The 15,014-nt window shown below is 72.0% G+C and carries 9 protein-coding genes and 1 pseudogene; 5 read left to right on the top strand and 5 right to left on the bottom strand.

The features are described 5' to 3' along the window. Nucleotides 1–54: 54 nt before the first annotated feature. A complete protein-coding gene (gene hrpB, locus BLT97_RS14345) occupies nucleotides 55–2,622 on the top strand; it encodes an ATP-dependent helicase HrpB (protein ID WP_093609865.1) in 2,568 nt (855 codons plus the stop codon). Between the two features lie 22 nt (nucleotides 2,623–2,644). Here hrpB and pgfA read toward each other — a convergent pair whose 3' ends face one another. From pgfA to BLT97_RS37280, 3 genes are all read right to left on the bottom strand, one after another. Further along, on the bottom strand, nucleotides 2,645–3,646 hold the full coding sequence (gene pgfA / locus BLT97_RS14340; RefSeq protein WP_093609863.1) for a cell envelope lipid trafficking protein PgfA: 1,002 nt from the start codon (nucleotides 3,644–3,646) through the stop codon (nucleotides 2,645–2,647). A 14-nt stretch (nucleotides 3,647–3,660) separates the two neighbouring features. Beyond that, complete coding sequence (locus BLT97_RS37285) at nucleotides 3,661–3,795, bottom strand: SPW_0924 family protein (protein WP_107407016.1); 135 nt, start codon at nucleotides 3,793–3,795, stop codon at nucleotides 3,661–3,663. Nucleotides 3,796–3,982: 187 nt separating this feature from the next. Next, a complete protein-coding gene (locus BLT97_RS37280) occupies nucleotides 3,983–5,680 on the bottom strand; it encodes a lytic transglycosylase domain-containing protein (protein ID WP_107407015.1) in 1,698 nt (565 codons plus the stop codon). 262 nt (nucleotides 5,681–5,942) lie between these two features. On the opposite strand from BLT97_RS37280, the gene BLT97_RS14320 reads away from it, so the two are divergent. Further along, complete coding sequence (locus tag BLT97_RS14320) at nucleotides 5,943–6,863, top strand: DUF4184 family protein (protein ID WP_093609855.1); 921 nt, start codon at nucleotides 5,943–5,945, stop codon at nucleotides 6,861–6,863. A 133-nt stretch (nucleotides 6,864–6,996) separates the two neighbouring features. Here the strand turns inward: BLT97_RS14320 and BLT97_RS38475 are convergent. After that, nucleotides 6,997–7,377: pseudogene (locus tag BLT97_RS38475) on the bottom strand (serine hydrolase); the annotation flags it as partial. A gap of 587 nt (nucleotides 7,378–7,964) precedes the next feature. Further along, a complete protein-coding gene (polA, locus tag BLT97_RS14310; RefSeq protein ID WP_093609851.1) occupies nucleotides 7,965–10,628 on the bottom strand; it encodes a DNA polymerase I in 2,664 nt (887 codons plus the stop codon). A 628-nt stretch (nucleotides 10,629–11,256) separates the two neighbouring features. Between polA and BLT97_RS14305 the strand changes: the two genes are divergently transcribed. The 3 genes from BLT97_RS14305 to BLT97_RS14295 all read left to right on the top strand — a co-directional run bounded on the left by BLT97_RS14305 (nucleotide 11,257) and on the right by BLT97_RS14295 (nucleotide 14,797). Beyond that, a complete protein-coding gene (locus tag BLT97_RS14305; RefSeq protein ID WP_093609849.1) occupies nucleotides 11,257–13,536 on the top strand; it encodes an FdhF/YdeP family oxidoreductase in 2,280 nt (759 codons plus the stop codon). 136 nt (nucleotides 13,537–13,672) lie between these two features. Next, a complete protein-coding gene (locus BLT97_RS14300) occupies nucleotides 13,673–14,155 on the top strand; it encodes a hotdog fold thioesterase (RefSeq protein WP_093609847.1) in 483 nt (160 codons plus the stop codon). Nucleotides 14,156–14,296: 141 nt separating this feature from the next. Beyond that, nucleotides 14,297–14,797 carry a hypothetical protein gene (locus tag BLT97_RS14295; RefSeq protein WP_093609845.1) on the top strand — a complete coding sequence of 167 codons (501 nt, stop codon included), beginning with the start codon at nucleotides 14,297–14,299 and terminating at the stop codon, nucleotides 14,795–14,797. Nucleotides 14,798–15,014: the final 217 nt, after the last annotated feature.

Below are 15,014 nucleotides of genomic sequence, written 5' to 3'. Positions count from 1 at the left end.
CAGCCTGCACACCCGCCCCAATGGGACCGTGCCCCGACCCGCCACACTGGGACGGTGACCCGCCCCGCCGCCGCCCTCGACCAGCTGCCCGTCCGCGCCGCCCTGCCCGCCCTGGCCGCGGCGCTCGACGCGCACGGCACCGCCGTCCTGTGCGCCCCGCCCGGTACCGGCAAGACCACCCTCGTACCGCTGGCGCTCGCGGGTCTCCTCGACGGCCGCGCGCCCGCGAAGGTGGTCGTCGCCGAGCCGCGGCGGATCGCCGCCCGCGCCGCCGCGCGGCGGATGGCCTGGCTGCTCGACGAGCAGGTGGGGCGGACCGTCGGGTTCACGGTGCGCGGCGAGCGGAAGGTCTCCGCGCACACCCGCGTCGAGGTCGTCACGACCGGCGTCCTGCTGCAACGCCTCCAGCGCGACCAGGAGTTGACCGGGGTCGACCTGGTGGTCCTGGACGAGTGCCACGAGCGGCATCTCGACGCGGACACGGTCGCCGCGTTCCTCCTGGACGTGCGGGCCGCCCTGCGTCCCGAGCTGCGGCTCGTCGCCGCCTCCGCGACCACCGACGCCGAGGGCTGGGCCCGGCTGCTCGGCGGCGCACCGGTCGTCGAGGCGCAGGGCACGGCCCACCCCGTCGAGGTGGTCTGGGCGCCGCCGCCGCGTCCGGTGCGCCCGCCGCACGGGATGCGGGTCGATCCCGCGCTCCTGGCGCATGTCGCGGCCACGGTCCGCCGTGCGCTCGATGAACGCACAGGCGACGTGCTCTGCTTCCTGCCCGGGGTCGGTGAAATCGCGCGTGTGGCGGGCCAGTTGGGCGAGCTGACCGGTGCGGACGTGCTCCAGGTGCACGGCCGTGCGCCCGCCGCGGTGCAGGACGCCGTGCTGTCCCCGGGCGAGCGGCGCCGTGTCGTGCTCGCCACGTCGGTGGCGGAGTCCTCGCTTACCGTCCCCGGGGTGCGGGTGGTCGTCGACTCGGGGCTCGCGCGCGAGCCGCGGACCGACCACGCGCGCGGCCTGAGCGCCCTGACGACCGTACGGGCCTCGCAGGCGGCGGGCCGGCAGCGGGCGGGCCGCGCCGGACGTGAGGCGCCGGGCGCGGTGTACCGCTGCTGGGACGAGGCGGAGGACGGGCGCCTGCCCCGGTTCCCCGCGCCGGAGATCAAGGTCGCGGACCTGACGGCGTTCGCGTTGCAGGCCGCCTGCTGGGGCGACCCGGACGCCTCCGGGCTCGCGCTGCTCGACGCCCCGCCGGCCGGTGCGATGGCGGCGGCGCGCCGGACGCTGACGGCCGTCGGCGCGCTCGAACCCTCCGGGCGGGTGTCCGAACGGGGCCTGCGCATGGCCGGGTTGGGCCTGCACCCGCGCCTGGGCCGCGCGCTCCTGGACGGCGCCCGTGAACTCGGCGCACGGCGCGCGGCCGAGCTGGTGGCGCTGCTGAGCGAGGAGCCGCCGCGCGAGTACGGCGACGACCTGGCGGCCGCCTGGCGCCGGGCCCGCCGGGGCGGCGACGCGTACGCGGCCCGCTGGCGTACGGAGACGCGCCGGCTGGTCGCCGCGGCCGGCCAGGCGGACCGCACGGACGCCGCGGACCGCACGGACGCCACCGACCGCACGGACGCCACCGACCTCCCCGCCGAGCCCGCCTCCGACGACCGCTCCCCCGCCCTCGTCACCGCCCTCGCGTTCCCCGAGCGGGTCGCGCGGGCCAAGGGCGGCGGCGCCTACCTCATGGCCTCGGGCACCGCCGCCGAACTCCCGGACGGCTCCCCGCTGTCCGGCTCCGCGTGGCTCGCCGTCGCCGTGGCCGACCGGCCCGTCGGCTCGGCGCACGCCCGCGTGCGGCTCGGTGCCGTGCTCGACGAGTCCGCGGCCCGCAGCGCCGCAGCGCCGCTCCTCGGCGGCGGCGAGGAGGTCGCCTGGGCGGACGGAGACGTCGTCGCACGGCGGGTGGAACGGCTCGGCGCGATCGAGCTGCGGGTGCGGCCGCTCACCGACCCCGACCCCGGCCTCGTACGCGCCGCGCTGCTCGAAGGCCTCGCCACCGACGGGCTCGCCCTCCTCAAGTGGCCGCAGAAGGCGGAGGAGTTGAGGCGGCGCCTGGCGTTCCTGCGGCGGCGGCTCGGCGAGCCCTGGCCCGAGGTGACCGACGCCGCGCTGCTCGCCCGGGCGGACGAGTGGCTGGAGCCCGAGCTGTCGAAGGCGCGGCGCCGCGCCGATCTCGCGCGGATCGACGCCGGCCAGGCGCTCACGCGGCTGCTGCCGTGGGCCACCGGGGAGGCGGTGCGGCTCGACGAGCTGGCGCCGGAACGCCTGACCGTGCCGAGCGGTTCGAGTGTCCGCGTCGACTACTCCGATCCCGGTCAGCCCGTGCTCGCGGTGAAGCTGCAGGAGATGTTCGGGCTCGCCGAGACGCCCGAGATCGCGGGCGTGCCCGTGCTGGTGCACCTGTTGTCGCCCGCGGGCCGGCCCGCCGCCGTGACGGCCGACCTCGCCTCGTTCTGGCAGGGCGGCTATCAGGCGGTACGGGCCGAGCTGCGCGGACGGTACCCGAAGCACCCCTGGCCCGAGGACCCTGCGGGTGCGGAACCTACCCGGTTCACCAACGCCCGCCTGCGCAGGGAGCGTTGACGCCTCCCGGCGGCCCGGAGCGTCACACCCCCGCGGGCGCGGGCTCGGGTTCGCGGTCGTCCGTGGACTCGGGGTCGTCCCCGGGCCGGCGGCTGCGCGCCTCCAGCCAGAGCGACAGCGCGAGCAGCAGCACACCGAGGATCAGGAAGCCCCAGGGCAGATACGAGGTCATGAGCAGGACGAGGACGCGCTGCGACTTGACCAGGTCGACGGTGGACTTGATGAAGTCCTCGCGCATCTTGACGTGGCCGTCGAAGACGGTCATCTTGCCGCCCGCGGCCTCGGTCAGCGAGCCGCCGCGCATCTCCTCCTTGTGGATCTCCTCGCCGTAGACCGGGGCACCGGTCGTGGGCTCGACCCAGAATTTGCGGACCGTCGTGTACCACATCTCGGTACCGGTCTGCTTCTCCAACGTCTTCGGATTCATGTTGGGGACGGGCAGCGTGCTCGGATAGTCGACCTTCTGCCACGGAATGGTCTGCTCGAAGTAGTAGACGTCCACGCCGCGGAAGTTCTGCTCGCCCTTGTAGAGGATCGGGTTGGTCGTGCGGCTGCGCGCGTCGAAGTACTCGTAGTCCCGCTTCTCCGTGAGGAACGGCCACTTGAACTCCAGGCCCTCACGCTTGACCGGCTTGGCGTCGGCCATCTCGCCGGTGGCGTGGACAGGTTCCGATGAGTGCGCGTCGAAGATGTAGCGTTCCGGAATCCTGGTGACCATCTTGCCGTCGGAGTCCTGGGCGTACGACAGGCCGTCCCAGACCACGACGTCACGACCGGCCGACTCCTCGATCTTCTCGGACTCCTCCACGTTGCCCCGGAGGGTCTGCACGATCGAGAGATCGGTCTTCTTGACCTGCATCGACGCGTCCATGATGGTCGCGCCCTTCGCTTCCAGGACCATGACCTGGTACTGATTCGCCGGCACCTTCGCCAGGCGCGGGAACGCGTAGAAGCGGAGCAACGGCGAGAGGGCCGCGAAGAAGACGGCGAACGCGAGCAGGATGAGGCTGGCCTTGCGGCGCATCGCAGCGGCCCTCCCTACGGGTGCTTGGGGACGGTGGTGAGCAGCGGCTTCGGCGAGGTCTTGCCCGGCGGCGCCTCCATCGAGGAGATGGTGAGGACCAGGGCGAGCGCCACGGCGAGACCGATCCCCGCAGCTATGAGAGCGCGCATGTGCGGTCCCCCTCCCAGGATCTGATACGGCGTCAGGGCTGGGGCACCGTAGCAACGCGGGGGCGAGATGAGAACACGTCGCACCGCCCCTGATCCGGGTTCCGGGTCAGGGGCGGTGCGGTGACGGGTGTGAAGTCCTGAGGCAGGGACGGGAGTTGGTCTCCGGCCCTACGACAGGGGGCAGGCCTTACGGGGTCGGGCTCGGCGAGGGCGACTCGGCCGCCGCCACCTTCAGCTCGATGTCCAGCTTGCCGCCGCCGGGGGCGAGCAGGCGCAGCGTGTACGTGCCGGCCGTGTCGTCGGCGAAGATCTGCGGCAGCTTCAGCGTGCCGTCGGCGCCGGTGGCCAGGGTGAGGGTGCGGATCACCTTGCCGTCGGCGTCCTTGAAGTAGGGGCCCGCGTCGTTCGGGTCGCCCTCCGGGTTCTTGATCATCGTGGCGGTGACCTCGACGCCCGCGGCCGCGGCGCCGTTCAGGGTGGCCTTCACCTCGACGGCCTCGGCGAAGGCGGCGCCCGGTGCTCCGGTCAGCGTGGCCGTGGCGCTGGTGAGGGCGTCCGCCTGGCGCGCGGTGACGGTGGCGGAGAACTCGGTGCTCAGGACGCGCGCGCCCACGGTGGTCGTGGCGCGGATCGTGAACTCGCCGGTCTGTTCGCCCGCCTGCATCGCGGGCGCGGTGGCGATGCCGCTCGCCGAGGTCACGACACTGGCCGTCTTCGCGCCGCCGCTGAAGGTCGCCTCCGTGTCGCCGACGATCTCGAAGCGCACGATCTTGCGGGCGACTCCGGCACCGGAGGACGTGGCCGCCTTGACCTTCGGGGAGCTCGCGAAGGCGGTGCCTTCGGTGGCGGTGAACGAGGTGACGCCGGTCCGGGTCAGGCGGGCGACCGGTTCGGGGGTGGGGTCCGGGTCGGGTGACGGGCTCGGGTCCGGGTCCTCGGACCCTCCGGGCTCCGGCGTACTGCCGCCCCCGCCCGTGTTGCCACCGCCGGAATCGCCACCCCCGCCACCGGAGTTGCCGCTGCCGCTGCTGCCCGGAGGGGTCGGGGTGGGCGTGGGGTCCGGGTCCGGGATGTTGTCGTCGTTGCGGTTGCCCGGGGTGTCCCCGGTACCGTCCGGCAGCGGGTCAACACCCTTGCGGTAGTGCTCGAACCACGCCAGAACGTCCTCGTAATACGCCGTCGAGCGGTTATAGCTCAGGATCGCCTGACGCATGTCGGAGCTCTTCGACAGGTCGCGGTTGTTGGCGCACAGGTACTTTCCGGCCGCCAGAGCCGCGTCGAAGATGTTCTTGGGGTCTTCCTTGCCGTCCCCGTTGCCGTCCTGGCGCCATGTCTCCCAGGTCGACGGGATGAACTGCATCGGGCCCACGGCCCTGTCGTGCACCGTGTCGCCGTCGTAGAGGCCGCCATCGGTATCCGTGATCTTGGCGAATCCGTTGCCGTCCAGGGGCGGCCCAAGGATTCCGTTCGAGACGGTGACAGTGCCGTCGGCATCGACCTTTCCACCGCTGGCATGGCCGGACTCGACCTTGCCGATGGCCGCGAGCAGTTCCCACGGCAGGTTGCAGTCCGGGTTGTCCCCACGCAGGGCGTTCGCCGCCTGCTGGTAGGCGGCGAGCACGGTCTCGGGAATGCCCGAGCCGTCACCCGTGGGCGCATCCGGGTCATTGGGAGCGGGCGACTTGAGCGGCGGGATGTCTGTGTAGTACGAGTCATCGCCGGCCTGCGCGTCCGGCACATCCGCAGTTCCGGTGGACTGCCGGCCGCCCGACGGAACGTCCGTGACCCCGGGCGCCTGCGACGCGGAGAGCGCGGCGAAGGCCGCCGCGGCGACCGCTGCCGCCGCCGTCGTCTTGCGCATCCGCTGACCGAAGAGCGCTCGCATGGTTACGGTTCCCCTCCCGTGTTCCCACCCGGCGCGCGCACCCCACGCGCCAACGCACGCGACACTACGACAAGTTCCTCCGCTCAGAAACCGGTTCCTGTCCGATTTGTTGGTGGATGACGTGTGTGGATCCGGGGAAATTCCGTTCCTGCGGTGTGCACGGTCGCGCTGAGCGGACGGGGGCCCGGTCCGGGGAACCGGCGGCTGCCGCCGTTCGTCCTTGATCAGGATGTGCCCGTACGTCAGGCCCTGAGGAGCCCCGTTGCCGTTCACGCTCAGTCATGCCGCCGCCGTACTGCCGCTGGTGCGCAGGGACGGGACCGGGCGCGGGCCGCTGCTGCCGTCGGTGATGATCGCGGGCTCCTTCGCACCGGACCTCACCTACTTCGCGGCCAGCGCGCTGCCCGGGGCGATGGAGTTCGGCACGGTCACGCACTCCTGGCCCGGGGTCTTCACGGTGGACGTGGCGATCACCGCGCTGCTCGTGGGGGCGTGGCTGCTGCTGCGCGAACCGCTCGTGGCCCTGCTGCCGCGGGCCCGACAGGGCCGGGTGCTCGGTCTCGTCCGCGGGCGTCCCTGGGGTGAACGGCCCGTCGGTTCCCTGCTGTTGGCGTGCTACGTCTCGGCGGTGCTCGGTGCGGCGACGCACACCGTGTGGGACGCGTTCACGCATCTCGACCGGTGGGGCATGCGGGTGTTCCCGGTGCTCGGCGAGGAGATCGCCGGGTCGCCGCTCTACTGGTACCTGCAGTACGGCGGTTCGGCGCTCGCGCTGTTCGCCGTGGGCTGCTTCGCGGTGTCGGCGCTGCGGCGTGCCGCGGATGCCGGCACGTCCGGGGTGCCGGCACCGACCCGCCGCGCCCGGATCGCCGCGTTCGCCTTCATGGGCGGCTGTGTGCTGCTCGGCGCGGTGCACCGCACGGTGCGGTGGTGGCAGCAGTCGGGCGGCCCCGGGGCGGCCTGGGAGATCATCCCGACCCTGTGCTTCGGCGCGGGGGCCGGTCTCGTGCCGGGGCTCCTCGGCTACGCGGTGGCGGTCAGGGTGCGGACTCGCCGCGCGGGTCGGGCGATTCGACCGGACGCAGCGGATCCGGCGACTGGACCGGAGCCTGCGCGTTCGGCGGCGCGACCGGGCCCTGCGGATCCGCACCGGCAGGAACCGACCCGTCCGGCTGCTCGCTGATCTGGCTCTCGGGCGTGAACCCCTGACCGATGGAGCGCCCCTTGTTGAGGGCGCGGTGCACGGCGTGCGCGACCTTCTCGATCGTCCTGACCCCATACGCCATCGTCGGGTTGTCGTGGCTGAGGACGACGATCCGGTACGTGCGGCCTTGGCCGATGAACGCGCCGATGCTGTGCACCCGCCAGCCGTGCGTGGCCCGCGGCAGCCAGCCGTTCTTGAGGTGGGCGGTGACGCCCTTGGCCATGCCCGCCGGCACGCCCCAGCGCTGGTCGGCGCGGACCTGTTGCAGCTGCTTGAGCCCGTACGCACGCGTCCGCAGGAACGAGCGGGCCTGCGTGAGCACCCCGAGCAGCCGCATCTGGTCGAGGGCGGTGGTGCGGGTCAGGCCCCACAGCGTGCCGGGGCCCGGCGTCGTGGAGGTGGCCTTCGCCCGGGCGAGGAAGCGCTCGACGCGTGAAGGGCCGAGGTCCTGCCAGAGCTGCCAGGCCGAGCCGTTGTCGGAGACCTGGATCATCGGCGGGATGCGGCGGGTCTCGAACCGGGTGAGCTTGCGCTTGAACTGCTCGGCCCGCCACAGCACGGTCTCCATGATCAGCACCTTGGCAACGCTCGCCGAGTCGTAGTGCCGCCCGGCGTCGATCGCGCACCACAGATCGCTGGTGTCGTCGTGCACGGCCACGGACACGGTGCCGGCGCGGGACGACAAAGCCGCCCGGATGTCCTTGGACATCCGAGCGGCGAGTCCGGGGTCACGGGCGGAGCGGCAGGCGGGCGCGATGGCGGCGCCCCGCCGTACGGCGCCCGCGTCGGCCGCGGCGGCTAGCGGCGCGAGCAGCGCGGACGCGACCGCGGCGGCCACGGCGGGCCGCCAGGTCCGTGCGGCGGCCGCGCTGTGGCGGCGGCGTATGGCCTGGCGGGTGAGGGTGCGCCGGGTGCGTATGTGAAGGCCCATGCAGGCCACGATGCCGGGGGCGTGGGGCGGTGGCCCGGCTGCGGGGGCCGTCTGAGTGAGGGCCGTACGGGTACGGAAACGGGTCCGGAGACCGATGCCTCCGGACCCGTATGCCGGCAATGGCTGAGCGCGCCGCTGAGAGCGGTGGCTCAGTGCGCCGCCGACTCCCAGTCCGTGCCCACGCCCACCGAGACGTCCAGCGGGGCGCGGAGCTGCACCGCCGAGGACATCTCGCGGCGGACCAGCTCCTCGACCCGGTCCCGCTCGCCCGGGGCGATCTCCAGGACGACTTCGTCATGGACCTGGAGCAGGAGGCGGGAGGTGAGCTGCTCGGCCTTGAGCGCCTTGTCGACGTTGAGCATCGCGATCTTGACGATGTCGGCGGCCGTGCCCTGGATCGGTGCGTTGAGCGCCATCCGCTCGGCGGCCTCGCGGCGCTGGCGGTTGTCGCTGTTGAGGTCCGGCAGGTAGCGGCGGCGGCCCAGCATCGTCGCCGTGTAGCCCGTCGCACGCGCCTCGTCGACCACGCGGCGCAGGTAGTCGCGGACGCCGCCGAAGCGCTCGAAGTAGGTGTCCATCAGGGCACGGGCCTCGCCCGCCTCGATGTTCAGCTGCTGCGAGAGGCCGAAGGCCGACAGGCCGTACGCCAGTCCGTACGACATCGCCTTGATCTTGCGGCGCATCTCGGCGTCGACGTCCGCCTTGTCCACGGAGAACACCTGGGAGGCGACCGTGGTGTGCAGGTCCTCGCCGGAGGTGAAGGCCTCGATGAGCCCTTCGTCCTCGGAGAGGTGGGCCATGACGCGCAGCTCGATCTGGCTGTAGTCCGCCGTCATCAGGGACTCATAGCCCTCGCCGACCACGAAGCCGCGGCGGATGGCGCGGCCCTCGTCGGTGCGCACCGGCACGTTCTGCAGGTTGGGGTCCGTCGAGGACAGGCGGCCCGTCGCGGCCACGGTCTGGCTGAACGAGGTGTGGATCCGGCCGTCCGCTGCGATCGTCTTGATCAGGCCCTCGACCGTGACGCGCAGCTTCGCCTGCTCGCGGTGGCGGAGCATGATCACCGGCAGCTCGTTGTCCGTCTGGGCGGCGAGCCAGGCGAGCGCGTCGGCGTCCGTGGTGTAGCCGGTCTTCGTCTTCTTCGTCTTGGGCAGACCGAGCTCGGCGAAGAGGACTTCCTGGAGCTGCTTGGGCGAGCCGAGGTTGAACTCGTGTCCGGCTGCGGCGTGCGCCTCCTTCACGGCCTGCTGCACGGCGCCCGCGAACTGCTGCTCCATCGCTTCGAGATGGGGCCGGTCGGCGGCGATGCCGGCGCGCTCCATGCGGGCGAGCAGCAGCGAGGTGGGCAGCTCGATGTCGGTGAGCAGCTCGGCCGCGCCGACCTCCTTGAGCTTCTCCGCGAAGGCGGTGCCGAGGTCGAGGATCGTACGGGCCTGGTGCATCAGGGCGTCGGCCTCGGCGCTGTCCTCCGCGCCGAACGCCAGCTGGCCCTCGGCGGCCGAGGCGGGGGCGAGCTCACGACCCAGGTATTCGAGGGAGAGGGCGTCGAGTGCGAAGGAGCGGCGGCCCGGCTTCACGAGGTACGCGGCGAGCGCGCTGTCCATCGTGATGCCCTCGACGCTCCAGCCGTGCTCGGCGAAGACGCGCAGCACATTCTTCGCATTGTGCAGGACCTTCGGCTTCGCCGGGTCGGCGAGCCAGGCGGCGAAGGCCTGCTCGTCGGCCTCGTCCAGCTCGGAGGGGTCGAACCAGGCGGCGGCGCCGTCGGCGGAGGCGAGGGCGACCTCGGCGACCGAGCCGGTGCCGAGCGCCCAGGCGTCGACGCTCGCGAGACCCAGGGTCTGGCCCGCGTGCTCGTCGAGCCAGGGCTTCAGCTCGCCGGTGGCGAGGACCTGGCCGTCGACCTCGACGCCGGGCTCGACCGGGGTCTCCTCGGCCTCCTGGGCGCCCGGGTCCACGGCGAGCAGGCGCTCGCGCAGCGAGGGGTTGCGGATCTCGAGGGTGTCGAGCACCATCGCGAGCGCCTTGCGGTCGTAGGGGCGGCGCTCCAACTCCGTGGCGGACTTGGGGAGTTCGACGTCGCGGACCATCTCCGTGAGGCGGCGGTTGGTCTTCACCGCTTCGAGGTGCTCGCGCAGGTTGGCGCCCGCCTTGCCCTTGACCTCGTCGACGCGCTCGACCAGCTCGGCGAAGGAGCCGAACTGGTTGATCCACTTCGCGGCGGTCTTCTCGCCGACGCCCGGGATGCCCGGCAGGTTGTCCGACGGGTCGCCGCGCAGGGCCGCGAAGTCCGGATACTGCGAGGGTGTGAGCCCGTACTTCTCCTGGACCTTCTCCGGGGTGAAGCGGGTCAGCTCGGAGACGCCCTTGGTGGGGTAGAGCACCGTGGTGTTCTCGGTGACCAGCTGGAAGGAGTCGCGGTCGCCGGTGACGATCAGGACCTCGAAGCCGGCGGCCTCGGCCTGGGTGGCGAGGGTGGCGATGATGTCGTCGGCCTCGAAGCCGTCGACGGCGAAGCGGTCCGCGTTCATCGTGTCCAGGAGCTCGCCGATGAGCTCGACCTGGCCCTTGAACTCGTCCGGGGTCTTCGACCGGTTCGCCTTGTACTCGGGGAACTCCGTCGAGCGCCACGTCTTGCGCGAGACGTCGAAGGCCACCGCGAAGTGGGTGGGCTGCTCGTCGCGCAGGGTGTTGGCCAGCATGGACGCGAAGCCGTAGATCGCGTTGGTGGGCTGGCCGGTCGCCGTCGTGAAGTTCTCCGCGGGCAGCGCGAAGAACGCCCGGTAGGCGAGCGAGTGCCCGTCCATCAGCATCAGGCGCGGTTTTGTTGTCGACGTGTTCGCTGTCTTCTCTGCCACGGGAACGATCCTCCCACGCCCCACTGACAGTCCGGTCCGTCCCGGCGTCGGTGTGCCCCGCGGACGGGGCGGAGCGCCACCGCACCCTGCTGCGCCGCTCCGCGGCGCGGGTGGGTTGTGGGGCTGACACCCCACCGACCCCGCCTTCGCGGGGGCTCCGCAGCACGAAAGGGCAGGGCGAGCTCACGCCCTCGTCGCGCCCGCACGGCAACCCCCCGCCCCCGCACCCCGGCCTCCCGGCCCACCCCGCTGCGCCGCTCCGCGACGCGGGTGCGTGATGACGGGGCTGACGCCCCACCGACCCCGCCCTCGCGGGGGCTCCGCCCCCTGCACCCCCGCGAAGCACCGCAGCACGCAGGGCACGCCCTCCCCCACCCCGCCCGCTCGTGGGCACCCTCACACCTCCGTGGCAGGATCGGATGCGGAACGTGGTCCGGGGTGGGCGGACAGTGAGCTCAGGTCACGTGCCGGGACCGATGACACGAATCGGGCCCGTACCCGTGACGCCACACGGGCCCCGCCCTCGTACACCACACGGACCCCGCCCCCCGTACAAAAGAACGCCGCTCGAAGGAGAACGGTCATGGCAGGCAAGCCCCCCACCGGCGATCCCGTTCAGGACGCACCCGAGGTGGCCGCTCCGCAGCATGCGGCGGCCGGGCTGCCCGCCATCGGGCACACGTTGCGGATGGCGCAGCGGCAGATGGGGGTGAAGCGGACCGCGCTCACGCTGCTCAAGGTCAATCAGAAGGACGGGTTCGACTGTCCGGGGTGCGCCTGGCCCGAGCCGGAGAAGCGGCACACCGCGGAGTTCTGTGAGAACGGGGCGAAGGCCGTGGCCGAGGAGGCGACGCTGCGGCGCGTGACGCCCGACTTCTTCGTCGCGCATCCCGTGAGCGACCTCGCGCGCCGCAGCGGGTACTGGCTGGGCCAGCAGGGCCGGCTCACGCAGCCCATGTATCTGCCCGAGGGCGCGGACCACTACGAGGCGGTCACGTGGGAGCGGGCCTTCGACATCGTCGCCGAGGAGTTGAAGGGGCTCGGCTCGCCTGACGAGGCCGTGTTCTATACGTCGGGGCGTACGAGCAACGAGGCCGCGTTTCTCTATCAGTTGTTCGCCCGCGAGTTCGGGACCAACAACCTGCCCGACTGCTCCAACATGTGCCACGAGTCCTCCGGTTCGGCGCTCGTCGAGACGATCGGCGTCGGCAAGGGCAGCGTGCTGCTCGAGGACCTGTACCAGGCGGATCTGATCATCGTGGCCGGGCAGAACCCGGGGACCAACCACCCGCGCATGCTGTCCGCCCTGGAGAAGGCCAAGGCCGGCGGCGCGCGGATCATCACGGTGAACCCGCTGCCCGAGGCGGGCATGGAGCGGTTCAAGAACCCGCAGACCCCGCAGGGCATGCTCAAGGGCACCGCCCTGACCGATCTCTTCCTGCAGATCCGGCTCGGTGGCGACCAGGCCCTGTTCCGGCTCCTCAACAAGCTCATTCTCGAGAGCGAGAGCGAGGGCGCGGTCGACCATGAGTTCGTCCGCGAACACACCCACGGGTACGAGGAGTTCGCGGCCGCCGCGCGCGAGGCCGACTGGGACGAGACGCTCGAAGCCACAGGGCTGAGCCGCGAGAAGATCGACGAGGCGCTGCGCATGGTGCTCGCCTCGCAGCGCACCATCGTGTGCTGGGCGATGGGCCTGACCCAGCACAAGCACGCGGTGCCGACGATCCGCGAGGTGGTCAACTTCCTTCTCCTGCGCGGCAACATCGGCCGTCCGGGCGCGGGCGTCTGCCCGGTGCGCGGCCACTCCAACGTGCAGGGCGACCGCACGATGGGCATCTTCGAGCGGCCCGCGCCGGCGTTCCTGGACGCGTTGGAGAAGGAGTTCGGCTTCGCGCCGCCGCGCCATCACGGTTTCGATGTCGTACGGGCCATCCGCGCGCTGCGCGACGGCGAGGCGAAGGTGTTCTTCGCGATGGGCGGCAACTTCGTGGCCGCGAGCCCCGACACGGAGGTGACGGAGGCCGCGATGCGGCGGGCCCGGCTGACCGTGCACGTGTCGACCAAGCTGAACCGTTCGCACGCGGTGACCGGTGCGCGGGCGCTGATCCTGCCCACGCTCGGCCGGACGGAGCGGGATGTGCAAGGCAGCGGCGAGCAGTTCGTGACCGTCGAGGACTCCATGGGCATGGTGCACGCCTCGCGCGGGCGCCTCGAACCCGCGAGCCCGCACCTGCTGTCCGAGCCGGCCATCGTGGCCCGCCTCGCCCGGCGTGTCCTGGGCGAGGCGTCCCGTACGCCGTGGGAGGAGTTCGAGAAGGACTACGGGACGATCCGGGACCGTATCGCCGCCGTGATCCCCGGCTTCGAGGACTTCAACGCGCGGGCCGCGAAGCCCGGCGGCTTCACGCTGCCGCACGCCCCGCGCGACGAGCGCCGCTTCCCGACGGCGACCGGCAAGGCCAACTTCACCGCCGCACCCGTCGAGTACCCCGAACTGCCCGCCGGGCGGCTGCTGTTGCAGACCCTGCGCTCGCACGACCAGTACAACACCACGATCTACGGACTCGACGACCGCTATCGGGGGATCAAGAACGGCCGGCGGGTCGTCCTGGTCAACCCCGAGGACGCGGCCGAGCTCGGCGGGCTCGCGGACGGCTCGTACGTCGACCTGGTGAGCGAGTGGCAGGACGGTGTGGAGCGGCGCGCGTCCGGGTTCCGGGTGGTGCACTACCCGACGGCGCGGGGCTGCGCGGCCGCGTACTACCCGGAGACGAATGTCCTGGTCCCGCTGGACGCCACGGCCGACACCAGCAATACGCCGGTGAGCAAGGCGGTCGTCGTACGGCTCGAGCCCAAGTAGCCGCTCGCCACCGACAAGCCGTGGTGACCGGCATCACAGGTGCGCCCTAAGCGTTCGCTCAGCCATCCTGATAAGACGGTGCACACGGCACGCACCGCCGTGCGCGCAGGGACGAATCAGAACTGGAGCGAGGCCCATGGGCGAGAAGAACACCGTGAAGTTCCCGCAGGAAGTCATCGACGAGTACGCGGCGCTCGGTGTGGACCTGCCCGCCCTGTTCTCCGCCGGTGACCTGGGCACCCGCATGGGCGTCGAGATCAAGGAGGCGGCGGCCGACCGCGTCGTGGGCACCATGCCGGTCGAGGGCAACACCCAGCCGTACGGGCTGCTGCACGGCGGCGCCTCCGCGGTGCTCGCCGAGACCCTCGGCTCGGTCGGCTCGATGCTGCACGGCGGCACCAGCAAGATCGCGGTCGGCGTGGACCTGAACTGCACCCACCACCGCGGGGTGCGCTCCGGCCTGGTCACGGGTGTGGCGACGCCGGTGCACCGAGGGCGGTCCACCGCCACGTACGAGATCGTGATCACCGACGAGCAGGACCGCCGTGTGTGCACGGCACGCCTCACCTGCCTGCTGCGCGACGTGAACCCGAGCGACGAGGCGCGGGTGCGCGGCTGACGGACGGGCCGCCACCCGCCGCGCCTCGGCCACCGCCGCGCCAACTCACCGAAGGGGCGCCCCAGTTGAACCGGGGGCGCCCCTTTCGCATACCGCACGACCCTTGCTGCCTGCACACAACCCGCACTAGCGTCGCGGGACATGAGGCCCGCCGCCCCACGCCGCGCCGTCCTCGCCCTGGCAGCCGTGTGCGCCTTCGCCGCACCCCTGGCCGGGTGTTCGGGCGCGGACGAGAACCGCTCCGGCCCCAGCCCTTCCCCGCGTACCAGCTCGGACACGGAAATCTGCATCGCACTCGTCGGCTACTGGGCGAAAGAGGTCTTCCTCGAACGTCCCACCTCAGGCCGGGACTTCATGCAGAAAGGCCTCTCCAACGGACAGAACGAAATCCTCCTCGCCGCGGTCGAAGCGGCACAGAAAGAGCGGGAACGGTCCGATTCGGACGCCGCATTGAAGATCCTCGACCGGCGCGTGGAAGAGGGCTGCGAGAAGCGTTATCGGGACGGAAAGCCGACGGAGGGCATCTGGCGCGACCCCAGCGCTTCCGCCACGGACGACGCCTCTCCCGCGGACGGCGCCGGCGCCGCGACGCCGGGGACCGCCGTCCCGACCACCCCCGAACCGACATCACCCTCACCCTGAGTAATCAGAGGGCGAGGCACGGACACATTCCGTTCTCACCGGTAATCGATCATCGGCCATTGCGGAATCCGTTATTCGGTCCTGATGATTCCCGGCCTGTCAGGAGCAAGATCCCCTCAAGCCCCTTAGCGGAACTGCCACTTCTCACTATGTGGGCAAAAGAAACCGGGCCGAGAAGTCCGTTTGGCCCGCACTGTTCCGCCGGGAATTCGACGCT

The organism is Streptomyces indicus (assembly GCF_900100315.1).
Taxonomy (GTDB): domain Bacteria; phylum Actinomycetota; class Actinomycetes; order Streptomycetales; family Streptomycetaceae; genus Streptomyces; species Streptomyces indicus.
This window is presented reverse-complemented; position numbering and strand designations above follow the sequence as displayed.